Genomic DNA, 14,989 nt, shown 5'->3' on the forward strand with positions numbered 1-14,989 from the left:
GCACGCGGTCAAGTCGTTATCGGCGCTATGCCGATGGGCTTCGAGAGCAAGGTGGACGCTGAGCGGTGCGTCAGCCTCAGGGCGCGGCTGGCCAGCTTTGGGTCTCACGCTCTATGACGGCAACACCCGGCTGATCCACTTGGCCTGTTCGGGGGCTCCCGGCAGCGGCGCGGAAGCCACGGTCCGCCTTCCTCGGCTTCAGGCCAAAGACACCGCAGCATGCTCCAGAGCTATGTCTGCCGCCTTCGCCCCATCGTCGCTGGTCATGTGGAAAGGACAAGCAGGCTACGCACCCCATAATCCCGTCGGGCAGGATTCGACAGTCGACGGCGAGACATTCGCCAAACCTCACCCTTGATTCTCAGCAACGTTAAAAAAAATTCACATAATGTTCGTGAGCGTAGTCTCCTGTCAGGTGGTACATTAGCCCCAATATCTGGCGTCTTAGTCGTAGAAAGGACTGTGATCCATCTTCCATTAGCATCCATACCAGCGGATTTACAGCAAATGACGAGAAGAGATCTCATGCGGATTGATGGGGATAGAAGGGCTAGCGGCTTGCTGCATCCCGTCCGGGTTGATGCCAACCAATGTTGACACTGGTAAATCGCGTAAGGACGGCAGCGCATCTTGATCGCCTTCGAATCCTGGGCCTTTGCGCGCATGCGGATCTAACCGTCGGCGAGCTGGCCGATATTACCAGTCTGCCTCGCGAGCAGGTTCGACGCCACGTCCGGCGGCTGGTCAGAGCCAACTTTCTTTGCTGCAACGAACAACGTCCGCAGTCTTCGTACCATATGCAAGCAGGAGGCAAGGATGGCGGGCTGGCTCAATTGGTGGTCGATCTCCTGCCCCACGATGATGGTCATCATAAAAGAGACCTACAACGCCTGGAAGCAATACAAGACGCGCGGTTGAAGGGACCGCCTGCTTGATCGTGAAATAGATCAGTCCAAATGGAGCGCGACTACCATGGATAACTCCGCCGGCGGCGCCATCGCGCAGCCCGACACTTACGGGCGGCCTCACTTAGCCGCCGTCGACTCCCGCGTTCGCGAACTGCTTCTAAGACAGGAGCGCCAGGAGCGGACAACTCTCAAACTGATCGCCTCCGAGAACTTTGCCTCCTCGGCGGTGTTGGAAGCGACCGGGTCGATTTTCACCAACAAGTATGCCGAGGGATACCCCGGTGCGCGCTACTACGCCGGAAACGAGATCGTCGATGAGCTTGAGACCCTCGCGATCGAGCGCCTGAAAGCGCTATTTGGCAGTGAACACGCCAACGTCCAGCCTTATTCAGGCTCGCCAGCCAACCAGGCTGTCTATCGCGCGCTTTTGAGCCCCCGTGACAAAGTGATGGGCTTGCCTTTACCCGAAGGCGGCCATCTGACTCACGGTTGGTCCGTCAATTTTTCCGGCAGCGATTATCAGCGCGTCCCGTACAGGCTGCACGAAAAGACACAGCAAATTGACTATGACCACTTGCGCGAGACCGCCAAGCGGGAACGCCCGAAGCTAATTTGGGTCGGCGGAACTGCTTATCCGCGTATTTTTGACTACGCGGCAATGGCCGAAATTGCTTCGGAGGTGAACTCGTATCTGGTGGCTGACATCGCCCACATCAGCGGCCTGGTTGTCGCAGGAGTGCATCCGAACCCCGTGCCCCATTGCGATGTGGTCACCAGCACCTCTCACAAGTCGATCCGCGGTCCCCGGGGTGGCTTCATTTTATCAAGGAATGAAGACCGTTATCAGCCCCTCCATCATCCGAAGAGCAAACACAATCTGGCCAAACGTATAGACCGCGCCGTGTTCCCTCTTCTGCAAGGCGGACCGCATATGAATACTATCGCCGCGCTTGCCGTCGCTTTGCAGGAAGCAGCGAACTCGTCCTTTCGTGTCTACGGTCAGCAGATCGTCCACAACGCCAAGGCTCTGGCCCAGGCGCTTCTGGAGCGAGGTTATGAACTCGTCACCGGGGGCACTGACAATCACATGCTGATCCTTGATCTTCGGGACCGGCCGCTGTCAGGCAAAGCCTATGCGGAGCGCTTATCGCGTGCAGGCATCATTGCGAATTTCAATATGGTCCCGGGCGACCGGCGGCATCCGGCGCTGACAAGCGGCATCCGCTTAGGGACGCCAGCGGTGACGTCCATGGGCATGCGCGAAACGGAGATGGTGCAGATCGCCGCTTTCATCGACTCGGTCTGCCGCCAGCCCGATGACCAGGAAGTTCATGCGAGCGTACGAAGAGACGTTGCCGACTTCTGCACTGCGTTCGATGTTCCCGGCATCCCCGACCGATAAGCCACCCCAATCCAGAAACTCCTCACTAACTCCAGCACTTGAAGCGAGGGCATTTTTATGACCAGGCAGTTCGTGTTCTCTTCCGAATCCGTCGGCGCGGGACACCCCGATAAGATGGCAGACAACATCTCCGATGCCATTCTCGATGCGGTCCTGCGCACCGATCCGAAGGCGCGCGTCGCCTGTGAAGTGTTGGTGAAGACGGGGATGGTCGTTGTGGCTGGCGAGATCACCAGCCATGCCCACATCGATTACAGCCAAGTCGCCCGCGATACGATACTCGATATTGGCTACGACGATGATGCGATTGGCTTTGATGGTCGACGTTGCGCCGTTGTTCTGGCCCTCACCGAGCAGTCGCCCGACATAAGCCAGGGCGTTGATGAAGGACGAGGGCAGGATCTCGGGCAGGGGGCAGGGGATCAGGGCATCATGTTTGGATTCGCATGCAACGAGACGGATACATTGATGCCCCTGCCGATCCAACTCGCTCACCATTTGACGAAAAGACAGGCCGAGGTCCGGAAAGCGGGACAGCTTGGCTGGCTGCGTCCGGACGTGAAATCTCAAGTGTCCGTACGCTACGAAGGGCTCCGCCCGGTGGCGCTGGATACCATAGTCCTGTCGACGCAGCATGACGAAGCGGTCTCACAAGCCACGGTCCGCGAAGGCGTCATTGAGGAGATCATAAAACCGGTCCTGCCGGCCCACCTGGATACTTCGGGGATCAGATTTCTGGTCAACCCAACAGGGCGGTTCGTGGTCGGTGGGCCTGCCGGCGACTGCGGCCTCACAGGACGGAAGATCATCGTCGATTCCTACGGTGGGACCGGGCGTCACGGCGGCGGTGCCTTTTCGGGCAAGGACCCATCCAAGGTTGACCGCTCGGCGGCCTATGCCGCCCGGTATGTCGCGAAGAACATCGTTGCCAGCGGCCTTGCGGAGGTCTGCGAGGTTCAGCTTGCCTACGCGATCGGCGTGGCCAGTCCGGTTTCTGTCATGGTCAATACTTTCGGAACCGCAAGGATCGAGGAAAAAAGGATCGAGCGCCTTGTTCTCGAGGTTTTCAATCTCCGACCGAAAGGCATCATCAAGATGCTTGATCTCTTACGCCCGATATACCGCAAGACGGCGACATACGGACACTTCGGGCGTGAAGAGCCTGAGTTCACCTGGGAGAAGACGGACAAAGCTGACGATTTGCTGCGTGAAGCAGGACCGGCAGCTGCGTGAGGGCGGCTGGATCAAGCGCATGCGGCAACCCATTTCAACTCGCGAGACCACGCCCGGCCGGCATGGCAAGAAGCCGGCTCGGGTTTTTGGCGGAGATTTTGATGCGGATTATGACGTGCTCTGCATCGGTAATGCCATTGTCGACATCATCGCCCAGTGCGACGAGGCATTCCTCGAGACCAACGGCATCATCAAGGGAGCGATGAACCTCATCGACACAAGGCGCGCCGAGCTGCTCTACAGCCGCATGGGTCCGGCGATCGAGGCCTCCGGCGGCAGCGCCGGCAACACGGCGGCCGGCGTCGCCAGCTTTGGCGGCCGCGCCGCCTTCTTCGGCAAGGTCTCCAACGATGCGCTGGGCGAAATCTACGCCCACGACATCCATGCGCAAGGCGTCGCCTTCGACACCACGCCGCTCAAGGGTGAACCGCCGACGGCGCGCTCGATGATCTTCGTCACGCCCGACGGCGAGCGCTCGATGAACACCTATCTCGGCGCCTGCGTCGAGCTCGGGCCTGAGGATGTCGAGGCGGACAAGGCCTCTGGCGCCAAGGTCACCTATTTCGAAGGCTATCTGTGGGATCCGCCGCGCGCCAAGGAAGCAATCCGCCAGACGGCGATGCTGGCGCACGCGGCAGGCCGCGAAGTGTCGATGACCCTGTCGGATTCGTTCTGCGTCGACCGCTACCGCGACGAGTTCCTCGAGCTGATGCGTTCGGGTACCGTCGACATCGTCTTTGCCAACAGCCACGAGATCAAATCGCTTTACCAGACGGCGTCGTTCGACGAAGCGCTGGCGCAGATTCGCAAGGATTGCCGCATCGCCGCCGTGACCCGATCGGAAAAAGGCTCGGTGATCGTGCGCGGCGACGAGACCGTGGTGATCAAGGCGACCGCCATCAAGGAGCTGATCGACACGACGGGCGCCGGCGATCTCTATGCCGCCGGCTTCCTGCATGGCTACACGCAAGGCCGTGACTTGCAGACCTGCGGCGACCTTGGCTCACTGGCAGCCGGATTGGTGATCCAGCAGATCGGCCCCAGGCCCCGTCAGAATTTGCGCCGCGAGGCCGAGCAGGCGGGGCTGACCATTCCGGACGTTCAAACGAGTTAGTGGCCTACCTTCCCGTTGTGCAGGCTATCTCGCCAGAAGCGCAATCACGGAATAGGGAAATCCTGATGTCGAACATGATGAAGGCGCTTGTGAAGGCCAAGGCCGAACCGGGCATCTGGATGGAAGAGGTGCCGGTGCCGGAAATCGGCCCCAACGACGTGCTGATCAAGATCAAGAAGACGGCGATCTGCGGCACCGACGTGCACATCTACAATTGGGACCAGTGGGCGCAGAAGACGGTGCCGGTGCCGATGGTGACGGGCCATGAATTCGTCGGCACCGTTGCCGATTTCGGCGCAGCGGTCACCGAATACAAGGTCGGCCAGCGTGTATCGGGCGAAGGCCACATCGTCTGCGGCCATTGCCGCAACTGTCGCGCCGGGCGAGGGCATCTGTGCCGCAACACACTCGGCGTCGGCGTCAACCGTCCGGGCGCGTTCGGCGAGTATCTGGCGATCCCGCAGCACAATGTCGTGCCGATCCCCGACGATGTGCCCGATGAGATTGCCGCGATCTTCGATCCCTTGGGCAATGCCGTCCACACCGCATTGTCCTTCGATCTGGTCGGCGAGGACGTGCTGGTGACTGGCGCCGGGCCGATCGGCATCATGGGCGCGCTCGTCGCCCAATGCGTCGGTGCGCGCAAAGTGGTCATCACTGACATCAACCCGGTGCGGCTGGCACTGGCGAAAAAGCTCGGCGTCCAGCATGTCGTCGACGCCTCGAAGGAAAAGCTGCGCGACGTCATGCCGGCGCTCGGCATGACCGAGGGGTTTGACGTCGGCCTCGAAATGTCGGGCGCAGCCCCCGCCTTCCGCGACATGATCGATACCATGAACAATGGCGGCAAGATCGCCATTCTGGGCATTGCGCGGACCGGCTTCGAGATCGACTGGAACAAGGTCATCTTCAAGATGCTGCATCTCAAGGGCATCTACGGCCGCGAGATGTTCGAGACCTGGTACAAGATGATCGCGCTGGTGCAGGGTCCTCTCGACGTGTCGGGCCTGATCACACACCGCATCGGGGTCGATGACTACCTCGACGGTTTCGAGGCGATGAAGAGCGGCAATTCGGGGAAGGTGGTGATGGATTGGTAGGGATTGCCTTGGCCGCTCTTCAGGAAAAGCTGACGGGACAGCACCCCTCTGGTCCGCCGGACATCTTCCAACGAGGGGAACATGGCTGGGTGGAGAGCTATGGCTCCGCTAGGTGCGCCCCCTAATCATGATACGGCGACGTATCGCGGCCCATCCGATAACGGTCGATGGTGGCAATTCGCCTCAGCCGATGACGGAAATCCGGTGAACGGATGCTCACAGGCCCCCACGCGATCGTCTATTTCCTAAGATCTGCGATTGAGGTCGAGGTGTTGCCGCCGTTTCAGCGGGTAAGATGCGTTAGACGACTTCCGGTACCTTTCCGGTCAGCGAATTAACGAAGGCAACGAGCCGCATTGGACAGGTCGTGCCATTCCGGTTCGGGGGAAGTATGGCGCGGCTCAGCATGGCGACACGGTCGGAACTGAAGCGGCGATCGTGGAGCGTTATCGCGGCGTTGACAAGCGGCGCATTCTGAATGAGTTCGGGGCGGTAATCGGCTATTATCGCAAGCGCGCGCGATCCGTCTTATGAACCGTCGTGAGCAGAGGCCGTCTGCGAGCAAGAGCCGCAGCCGCTGTTACGGCAGCGATGTCCGCGAGGCGCTCATCGTGTTGTGGGAGGCTTCGGAGCGGCTGAGGTCCGCATCGTCGCTCGCGGCGGCCAGCGCCGCCGGGCAGGAATGAGTTCGGCAGTTCGCCGCTCGGTGCAAGCCCGCACCTCGGCGATTGGAAAGATCCGCCGCCCGGCTTTGTTGAGCGCATTCGGGCACGTCTTGGTCGGGGAGCTTCGTGCAGACGATGGTGCTGACCGAAATTGCCACCGGCTGGACCGAATGCATTCCGGTCCGCACGCGCAACAGCGGCAATGTGATCATGGCGATCAAGCAGGCCCGCTCGCGGTTTCCCTGACCCTGTGCTGCTGTTTGCCGGCATCCGCCCGCACAGGAAGAGCTTGGAAAGCGGTCGATCGTCGTGGCCTGAATGCGGAAATCGAGGAGCCGTTGGTCGTCGATCTCCAGCCTGAACGCGGTCGTTTCCTGGTGCCGCAAATCGGCTGTTGCATACACATCCCTGTCAGACGTCAGTTTTCCTCGCCCATTTTGGTGTCGAGATGCGAAGTGCTCTTTTGGACCAGCAAGGCTTTTTGGAAATCTGAGAGCGGCTTTCCGCGGGGCGCTCCATTTTTGAGCATCAAGCTACCACAGCCAATGACGCGCAGGTTCCACCAGACTCGCCAGCCTTGAAGGACAGCGAAATAGCAGAGCACGACAGACACAACAATCCATCAGGAAGCCGCAGTCGTTGAAGATGCGGCGCTGCATCCATACCGTGGATGCATTCGATCCAAATAATCGATTTGTTCAATCAGTTTCTCGAAAGCTAACCCTACCCTCTGTGGGAATCGGGCTCTGGGCCGCGACGCTGCCTTGCGAGCGCAGGGGCTGCACGTAGGAGAGATGATGCAACGAGAAATCGCACGCGGGTTGCTGGCGTCGTGGGTTCGCCGACCGGCGTATTTGAGCCCGTCAGTTGGTCCTCACCCGCGCCTATTGCCACCGAGCGACTTGCATGTCCCTCCAACTCGGACCTGTTCCGAGAGATGCGACGAGTTGTGCGCCGTGTGCTCCGATCAGATGGCCGCCGGTGACGCGTCTCTCTTCGATAGGAGATGAAATGCGAACGCTGCTCGTGGATCATCATGCGGATCTTGCGCGCGCCATGCGACTTGCGCTCGGGGATGGCGGCTTCGTCGTTGATGTCGTTGGTACTCTGGAACTGGCCTCGAGTGCATTTTCTTGCGCCAGCTATGAAATTCTCCTGCTGGAATTGGCTCTGCCAGATGGCGATGGCTTGGGTTGGCTGAGGCAGTTGAGGACCCACGGGCATTCAGTTCCTGCCGTCATTATGAGCAGCCTTAACGATCTCGATAAGCGAATTGCGATCTTCAACGGTGGTGCGGACGACTTTCTGCTCAAACCCGTCTCTACCGATGAGCTTATCGCCAGAATGAGAGCCATTCTGCGCCGGGCGTCACAGATGACCGACCTGAGGCTCGTATTTGGCAATCTCAACTTCGATCCGGTCGCCCGGCAGGTTTTCGTTGCTGGGCACCCAATGATGATCGCACGTCGCGAACTCTGTATTCTAGAGCATCTGCTTAACCGGGCAGGCCGCATCGTGCCCCGTGCGCAGTTGGAAGATCACCTCTATTCGTTCAACGACGACGTGTCTGCCAACGCGCTTGAAGTCGGAATCTATCGTTTACGTGGACATCTGACCAGATCAGGTGCAACGCCACGGATCAAGACCATCCGTGGCATTGGCTACATTCTAGAATTGACTGACGCGTCATCCGCATAGTTTGTCGAATCGAAAGAAGATCTATTTTGCTGATCCTTCAACATCCTTGCCCTGCGCTCAATTGGCGGGCGATCGCCATCAAGGTTCCGAGACCTGCAGTGCCCCGTTACCTGGGCCATCTCCTCTGCGCGCTTATTGTGACTTTCCCACTTGGTGTCGCGGCGCAAAACAAGCAGGACAAAGGCGCGCCGCGTGCGGCTTCGAATAGCATCAATGCCACGCTGACCCTTTCCTCTTCGCTCGGGGAGACCGTTCATCTGCCCGCGCCAGCCACGACCATCTTTGTTGCTGACCCGACGATCGCGGATTTTCAGGCACCATCGAGCAAAACAATCTTCGTCTTTGGCAAGAAATCGGGGCGGACCAGCCTATTCGCCTTGGACGGCAACGGCGAGCCTCTCGCCGAATTGCGTATCGTTGTCACGCAACCGATCGGGGATTTACGCGCCATGTTGCGGGAGCAGGTCGGCGACTATCCCATCCGCGTCAACTATACGCCGCGCGGCGCAATCCTTAGCGGGACGGCGCCCGACGCAGAGGTCGCCGACACCGCAAAAAGAGTCACTGAGCAATATCTGGGCGACGGAGCGCAAGTCGTCAACAACATCAAGGTCGCTGGATCCCTGCAAGTTAACCTCAGCGTGCGCGTAGCCGAAGTCTCACGCAGCGCCATGAAGTCACTTGGCGTCAACCTGTCCGCCTTCGGTCAAATCGGCAATTTCAAAGTGGGCGTTCTAAGCGGAAGCGGTGCAAGCGCTGGATCTGGTTCAACCCAGGGTGGCGGTACAGCAGAAATCGGATTCGACAACGGTGTCGTCAACGTCAGCGCGGTTCTCGACGCGCTCGCCAAGGAGCATATAGCTTCCGTCCTGGCTGAGCCGAACCTCACCGCTATGTCGGGTGAAAAAGCCAGCTTTCTAGCTGGCGGCGAATTTCCCATTCCTGTCCTGCAGGAAAACAGGCAGGTATCGGTTGAATTCCGTCACTTCGGCGTCAGTCTGGAATTTGTGCCGACAGTTCTCAGCAACAATCAAATCAACATTCACGTAACGCCCGAAGTCAGTGAACTGTCGACGCAAGGTGCCGTGCAAATCAACGGAATTTCCGTGCCGGCAGTTTCCACGCGCCGAGCCGATACGGTCGTCGAACTCGCCAGTGGGCAGAGCTTCGCAATCGGCGGTCTAATCAGGCGGAACGTCAACAATGATGTCAGGGCCTTTCCCTGGCTCGGAGAAATGCCGATCCTGGGACCGCTTTTTCGCTCGTCCTCGTTTCAAAAAGAGGAGTCAGAACTGGTCATTCTAGTTACGCCTTACATTGTAAGACCAGGCTCCAACCCAAACCAGATGAGCGCACCTACGGAGCGGGCGGCACCGGCTTTGAACGGAGGGGGCGCTCCGACGAATTCCGTGGCAAGTCCCCCGCGAGACCGCGCTGCTATCCGTGCGGGCGCGCCAAGCGCCCAGGGCGGTCTCGGCTTCATCATCGAATAGTGTCGTCCAATGATGTTGCGTTTTATAGTCCTCTTTGTCGCTCTGGCACCAAGCGTAAGTGGCTGCACAAGCACTACGCCAGTTGATGTCGAACCATCGGCATCAATGCTTGTCCGAGAGGAGACCACCCTCCTGACGTTGCAAAGCCTGCGCGCTTCCGAACGGCAGCGTTTGCGTGATTTCCTAAACAAGGCCAGTCGCGGCCGATTCGATGCCCTCCACCTCCTCATCAGCGGTTCGCCCCAGCTCAGCGCAGGGGTAGCCCATCAGGCCAGGCAGTTGGCAATCGAAGCAGACAACATTCAATTGCTCGATCAACACGACGCCGGCTCAGTGCGAATTGAGGCGATTGTCTATCACGCCCGTCCGCCGGTCTGTCCCTCATATGGTGCCTTACCCAATGAAGAATCCTTCAAACAGCCGCTTGGTTGTTCGACAGGATTTAACCTGGCCGTGATGGTCAACGATCCGCGCGATCTGCTCGACAATCAGGCCGTCAAGTCCGGCGATGGCGATCGTGCTTCTGTACCAGTTGCCACTTACAGAACGTTCGGGACGGATAAAGGTGGCTGATACCGGCCCTTATCTTGGCAGCACTCCTACCGGAGATTGAAAGCTTCCAATCTCGTCCTGATCTAAAATCAAAGGAACCGCTGGATGCAATATAGGCGCGATATCGCGGGCCTTAGGGCTGTTGCTGTACTTCCGGTCGTACTCTTTCATTTCGGAATTTCGGCGATCCCGGGTGGCTTTAGCGGGGTTGATATCTTCTTCGTCATCTCCGGCTACCTTATCAGCGGAAGCCTCTTGGATGACCTTGAACGCGGCCAATTTTCGATCGTCAACTTCTACTGGCGCCGTGCCCGGCGCATTCTGCCGGCTCTCGTCTTTGTGATGCTTCTCACCTGCATTGCCGCATTGTTCATTCTTCTGCCATCGGATCTGCGCGAATTCGGTCTTAGCATCATAGCTGCCTCGACCTTCTGGTCGAACGTTTTTTTCTGGAAAACGTCAAGTTACTTCTCGATCGATGCCGCGCTTCGACCACTGTTGCACACCTGGTCGCTTTCCGTAGAGGAGCAGTACTACATCTTCGCCCCAATCCTGATGTTCCTAATCTATCGCTACATCGGGAAGCGCTGGCTGACGACACTTCTTCCGATAATTCTCTGCAGCTTCGTAATGGCGGTGATGGCGACATCGCTGGCGCCCACCGCCGGATTCTATCTGCTGCCGACCCGAATCTGGGAACTCATGTTGGGCGCCCTGCTCATGCTCAAACGCCCCCCGCCGTTGGGCAACAGATTCCTGATGGAGTCGGTGGGGTTGGCCGGATTTGGCCTTCTCGCCATCGGGTTCTTCGCGCTTTCGGAGAGCGACCCGTTCCCAGGCTACAACGCCTTGTATCCATGCATCGGAACGGCCCTTCTGATCTATGTTGGCCAAAATTCCCCCTCGACGGTCGCCAGCCGCATGCTCGAAGTCCGGCCGCTGGTCTGGATTGGGCTCATCTCGTATTCTTTGTATCTTGTTCACTGGCCGCTCAATGCGTTCGCGCATTATCTTTCGTTCCAAAAACTCGATCCTTTGATGACCGGTGCGATGTTGGTAGCAAGCCTCGCATTGGCTGCATTCTCCTGGAAGTTTGTAGAGCAGCCGTTTCGACAGAAGAGGGCCTTCACCGCCCCGGGGCCTATCTTTGCCTTTTCAGCGCTCGCGATCGTTGTTCTTTGTGCCGGCGGAGCGGCGGGGGCGCTCGGCAACGGCTTTCCGCAACGGTTTCCGGACTATGTCCAGCGGCGCATTTCCGTCGGGGACTGGAGGAATGGCATCTGTTTCAACGAGGGCACCAGCCGGATCGAAAGCTGGAATATGGAGGATTGCACGCGCACTCGCGGTTTTCCAACAACGGTTTTTTTGTGGGGCGACTCCTTCGCCGCGCACTATGTTTCCGGCCTGGGTGCTAACATAAATCGGTTGCAGGCGAACATCGTGGAATATACGTACGCCGGCTGCCCGCCGATACTCTCTTACTACTCTTACGCTCGTCTTGATTGTGTCCGGTTCAATCGCAAGGCCTTGGACATCATCTTGGAAGCGGACATCAAGACGGTTATCCTCAGCGGTAAATGGAGTGACTATGAGGTCAGAGGCTTCGACGGTCTTCAGCAAACAATCGATACGCTTCGTGCCCTGGGCGTGCGCGTGTTTGTCATCGGCCAGTCTCCGCAGTTCCCAACTGACGTCCGGAAAATTGCGTTCTTCGCCAAGCGCCAAAATCTGGACGATACGTCCTGGCCGATGGCGATGGACCCCGGCATCAACGAACGTGTGCGCTCATTTACCAAAGGCGCCACATTCATCGATCCGCTGAAATTCCTGTGCAGCGCAGGACGCTGCCCCTATTCCGACAGAGGAGAGTTTATGTATTTCGACTATGGTCATTTCTCTTCAGCCGGCGCCACACTGGCAATCTCGAAATACTGGCCGGCTTTTGGCAAAGACAATGCTCTTCCTAAGACGAAGTAGCGGGTCAGACGGCTGACAAGCACCAGTGCGGGTCCCTGTGATTGCTCCTGCTTCGGCAGCAGCCGCGACGATGGAGCTGTTCAGGTTTAAGGCCACCCGATAGCGACCTAGGATGGGTGCTGCCACGCGGATCGGACTAAGCGTGCATTATCACGTAAATGTTGAGAGAATGAATGGCGCCGCGAAGGGCAATTCCAGCCATCCACAGCGACAGGCGTGTCGCGGTCCCGACATAGCAGTGGCACTTACCTGACACGGCCTCACACTGCCCTCTAAACGGCCCCGAATTTGAACTGACCACCCCTGGCCGGTTCATTGGGCAGGTCAAGGGCTAGGCTGTATTACACAGGGCTCACCCCTTTCAGTCTCAAGTTGGTACGATGGGCCGTGGACGGTCGATGCAGACTTCAAGGATGGCGAAAGAAGCTCTCTATGCGTGCGTTGTCGAGGCAAGTGCCTTTGCCAGAGATGCTCGCGGCTGGAGAGATTTCAAAATGAGCGTTGGAAGCGGAGAATGCCGCCGACGCTGTTCGGCTTGCTCGTGCCCTTGACGGTGGTAGGGTCGGCAGGGCCGACGCCAAAGTTGCCGTAGCGGTCGTAATCGACCTCGGCTGTGACCGTGAAGCCAGGAACGACCATATAGACGACGTTTGCAGCCAAACCAGAATTCTTGAGCTGATCACTCGAGACCTGAAAGTTGAACGAAGTTTTCTCGTCAAACTCGTAGGTGGCGCCCGCCCAGAAAGCCCACTGGCCGTTCCAGATTTTGTACGAGCCGCGCACATGATTGGCGATTGCGCCGTTTGAGTCCTCGTTGAGACTGCCATTGGAACCGTAGCCGAACAGTCCAAACAGCGACAGCTGGTTTGTGACAGCGACGTCGACACGGATCTTGCCGGCCAAAGCTTCGTAGTTGCTGTCATAAGCCGCGACGCCGGTGATCGAGCCCCAGCCTTGCGTGTATTTCAAGCCGGCGACAACGTGCGGAATATAGCTGTCGATAGTACCGGCTGAGCCCGATCCTTGTTCGAGCGAAATCACGGTCGAAATGCCGTTGCCGGCGTCGAAGTAGTACTGAGCCACGTTGGTGTCGAAGCCGGCCGACCGAACGAGCATACTATCGAGAACGTTGCCAGCGTAGCTTACAAACGTATCGAAGGCCGACCCGTCCTTGCCAACTCGCAGGCCCCCCAGCTCGACCCAGGCAGAAGCCAGTGCGAGGCCGCTGTTGAAACCATAGTTCTGAGGACTGTCACGCGAGTTAGCGCTATTGCCAAAATTCACGTGGGTTTCGGTATAGGTCGTCAACGCGCCGAGCTCGGTCTGCTGGCCGCTCCAAGTTTTGAACGTGAAGCGTGTGTTGTTTCGCCAAGTGCCTTGGTCCTCGCCAGTTCTCACATCCGAGGTTCTTGCGCTGTCATACGATCGGACATCACCCAGGCCGATATCATAACGGACATAGCCGCCGATGCGCAGGCAGGTCTCGGTGTTGGGAATATAGAAATACCCCGAGCCGAGGACGTCGCAGATCTTGATGTACTCGGCCGGTTCCCGCTCGGCGCCAGCTGCTCGAACGACGGAGGCGGCGATCAGAGCAGTTAAGCCGAGAAGACGAATCTTGATGTACATGTCTAGATCTCCATGAAGGAATAAAAAGGATAGAGGCGTAAGAGCAAGCTTTACTCTAAATTTTGTGCGTGTTGTCTCCAATTTGTGGACGTAAAAGCGCTTGACATGGGAGGTTATCCAGCGTAAAAGCCACATGTACTTAGAATAGTGTTTTCTGCTAGGAGATTCATTATCGTTTATATGTGAAACACTCCGGTCAGACCGCTGCAGCCTCGGAATAGAGCAGCAAGCGACATGCCAACCTGAAGCGTAGATGCGGCCGACACCAAAATTGGGCCGACGCGCCTTCGTCTCGCTGGAATCACTTTTTTTGAGGGTCACTGCGAAAAGCAATGTGCGACACGGTTCGCCATGTTCGATATGTGACAGTCTCGTTTAACAGCGACGGCTTCCCGTCTGACCGCAACGGAGGCCGCTTCATGCGCTACCGAGAAGGATTACTGCGCGCGTGCGGTCCGCAAGGGCTGCGCCAGGAACAGAGGGCGTCCACGTCCGATGTGTCGCATGGTGGCCGAAGCACCTTTTCGCCGCTGTAAGTTCGCCGTGCAGGTACATTGCGCGGCCGATAGCGAGAAGGGATCGCACCCTGAAACGGTTGCCTAGGGCTCGCCTCGAGTAATTGGCGATGAACAGCATTCTCGAGAACTTAGTCTCGACGGAAAGAGCAACGAAAGGAAGCCGCTTGGACGAGCACGATCCGAAGGAAGAACTGATCGAGACCATTTTCCGCAACGGCACAATCACTGCCGTGGGTATCCTGCTTGCCTTTTCGCTCGGCTTCCTCACTCATTGGGCGGCGAACCCCTTGCCATGGCAACTCTACGATCTGTTCGCCGTAGTGCCGATCCTGCTCGGCATCGCACTGCAGATGAGAGCGCTGTCCATGCTGCTCGACATGAGTTCCTTGCGCCGCCCCATCTACGAACGCGCCAATCGCATTTTCATGGTCGGCCTCATCCAGACCGCGTGTGGCGTCGGGATGGCGATCTTGGTCGATCTTTTCGGGATATCGGTAGGGGGCACGCTGCCCGGCGCTTGACGACAAGCCACACCGCCGCTCATCGCTCGAAGCGACGTCAAGCTGGGGAGCCTTGTGCACCCCCTAGCGGCGCCTTCCTTTCATCAAATGAGCGGACGTCAGCTTTAGAGCGTCTCGGTGGCTAAAGCCGGTATGGTTTTTCGGCCGGCAGGGAAGGCCGCTGGCTGGACCTGGATGGC

The 14,989-nt window shown here is 58.3% G+C and carries 12 protein-coding genes; 10 read left to right on the top strand and 2 right to left on the bottom strand.

The features are described 5' to 3' along the window. The first annotated feature begins 590 nt into the window (after positions 1-590). The 5 genes from EN857_RS14770 to tdh all read left to right on the top strand — a co-directional run bounded on the left by EN857_RS14770 (position 591) and on the right by tdh (position 5,757). Positions 591-935, top strand: a complete 345-nt coding sequence (locus EN857_RS14770) for a helix-turn-helix domain-containing protein (RefSeq protein WP_091595831.1) — start codon at positions 591-593, stop codon at positions 933-935. A gap of 37 nt (positions 936-972) precedes the next feature. Then, positions 973-2,310: a serine hydroxymethyltransferase gene (gene glyA / locus EN857_RS14775; protein ID WP_091595829.1), complete on the top strand. Its 1,338-nt coding sequence runs from the start codon at positions 973-975 to the stop codon at positions 2,308-2,310. A gap of 57 nt (positions 2,311-2,367) precedes the next feature. Continuing rightward, positions 2,368-3,543, top strand: a complete 1,176-nt coding sequence (metK, locus tag EN857_RS14780) for a methionine adenosyltransferase (protein WP_063169265.1) — start codon at positions 2,368-2,370, stop codon at positions 3,541-3,543. Then, entirely contained in the window at positions 3,518-4,657 is a 1,140-nt protein-coding gene (locus EN857_RS14785; RefSeq protein WP_236370636.1) for an adenosine kinase, read from the top strand. Before metK ends, EN857_RS14785 begins: the two co-directional genes overlap by 26 nt. Before the next feature lie 65 nt (positions 4,658-4,722). Next, positions 4,723-5,757 (top strand): L-threonine 3-dehydrogenase, encoded by a 1,035-nt coding sequence (gene tdh, locus EN857_RS14790; RefSeq protein ID WP_126057764.1) that lies wholly within the window; start codon positions 4,723-4,725, stop codon positions 5,755-5,757. Between the two features lie 580 nt (positions 5,758-6,337). On the opposite strand, the gene EN857_RS34745 is transcribed toward tdh, so the two are convergent. Then, positions 6,338-6,826 carry a hypothetical protein gene (locus EN857_RS34745; RefSeq protein WP_164747350.1) on the bottom strand — a complete coding sequence of 163 codons (489 nt, stop codon included), beginning with the start codon at positions 6,824-6,826 and terminating at the stop codon, positions 6,338-6,340. A 607-nt stretch (positions 6,827-7,433) separates the two neighbouring features. Between EN857_RS34745 and EN857_RS14800 the strand changes: the two genes are divergently transcribed. The 4 genes from EN857_RS14800 (at position 7,434) to EN857_RS14815 (ending at position 12,142) form a co-directional block, all read left to right on the top strand. Then, a complete protein-coding gene (locus tag EN857_RS14800) occupies positions 7,434-8,120 on the top strand; it encodes a response regulator transcription factor (protein WP_029354874.1) in 687 nt (228 codons plus the stop codon). Between the two features lie 71 nt (positions 8,121-8,191). Continuing rightward, positions 8,192-9,613, top strand: coding sequence for a type II and III secretion system protein family protein (locus EN857_RS14805; protein ID WP_051695798.1), 1,422 nt, complete (start codon positions 8,192-8,194; stop codon positions 9,611-9,613). A gap of 12 nt (positions 9,614-9,625) precedes the next feature. Further along, entirely contained in the window at positions 9,626-10,186 is a 561-nt protein-coding gene (locus EN857_RS14810) for a CpaD family pilus assembly lipoprotein (protein WP_236473720.1), read from the top strand. A gap of 84 nt (positions 10,187-10,270) precedes the next feature. Continuing rightward, positions 10,271-12,142, top strand: coding sequence for an acyltransferase family protein (locus EN857_RS14815; protein ID WP_091595825.1), 1,872 nt, complete (start codon positions 10,271-10,273; stop codon positions 12,140-12,142). Positions 12,143-12,631: 489 nt separating this feature from the next. Here the strand turns inward: EN857_RS14815 and EN857_RS14820 are convergent, their stop codons facing one another. Beyond that, positions 12,632-13,771 carry a porin gene (locus tag EN857_RS14820; protein ID WP_091595823.1) on the bottom strand — a complete coding sequence of 380 codons (1,140 nt, stop codon included), beginning with the start codon at positions 13,769-13,771 and terminating at the stop codon, positions 12,632-12,634. 682 nt (positions 13,772-14,453) lie between these two features. On the opposite strand from EN857_RS14820, the gene EN857_RS14825 reads away from it, so the two are divergent. Next, on the top strand, positions 14,454-14,810 hold the full coding sequence (locus tag EN857_RS14825; protein ID WP_091595902.1) for a hypothetical protein: 357 nt from the start codon (positions 14,454-14,456) through the stop codon (positions 14,808-14,810). The last annotated feature ends 179 nt before the right edge of the window (positions 14,811-14,989 follow it).

The organism is Mesorhizobium sp. M4B.F.Ca.ET.214.01.1.1 (assembly GCF_004791545.1).
Taxonomy (GTDB): Bacteria; Pseudomonadota; Alphaproteobacteria; order Rhizobiales; family Rhizobiaceae; genus Mesorhizobium; species Mesorhizobium abyssinicae.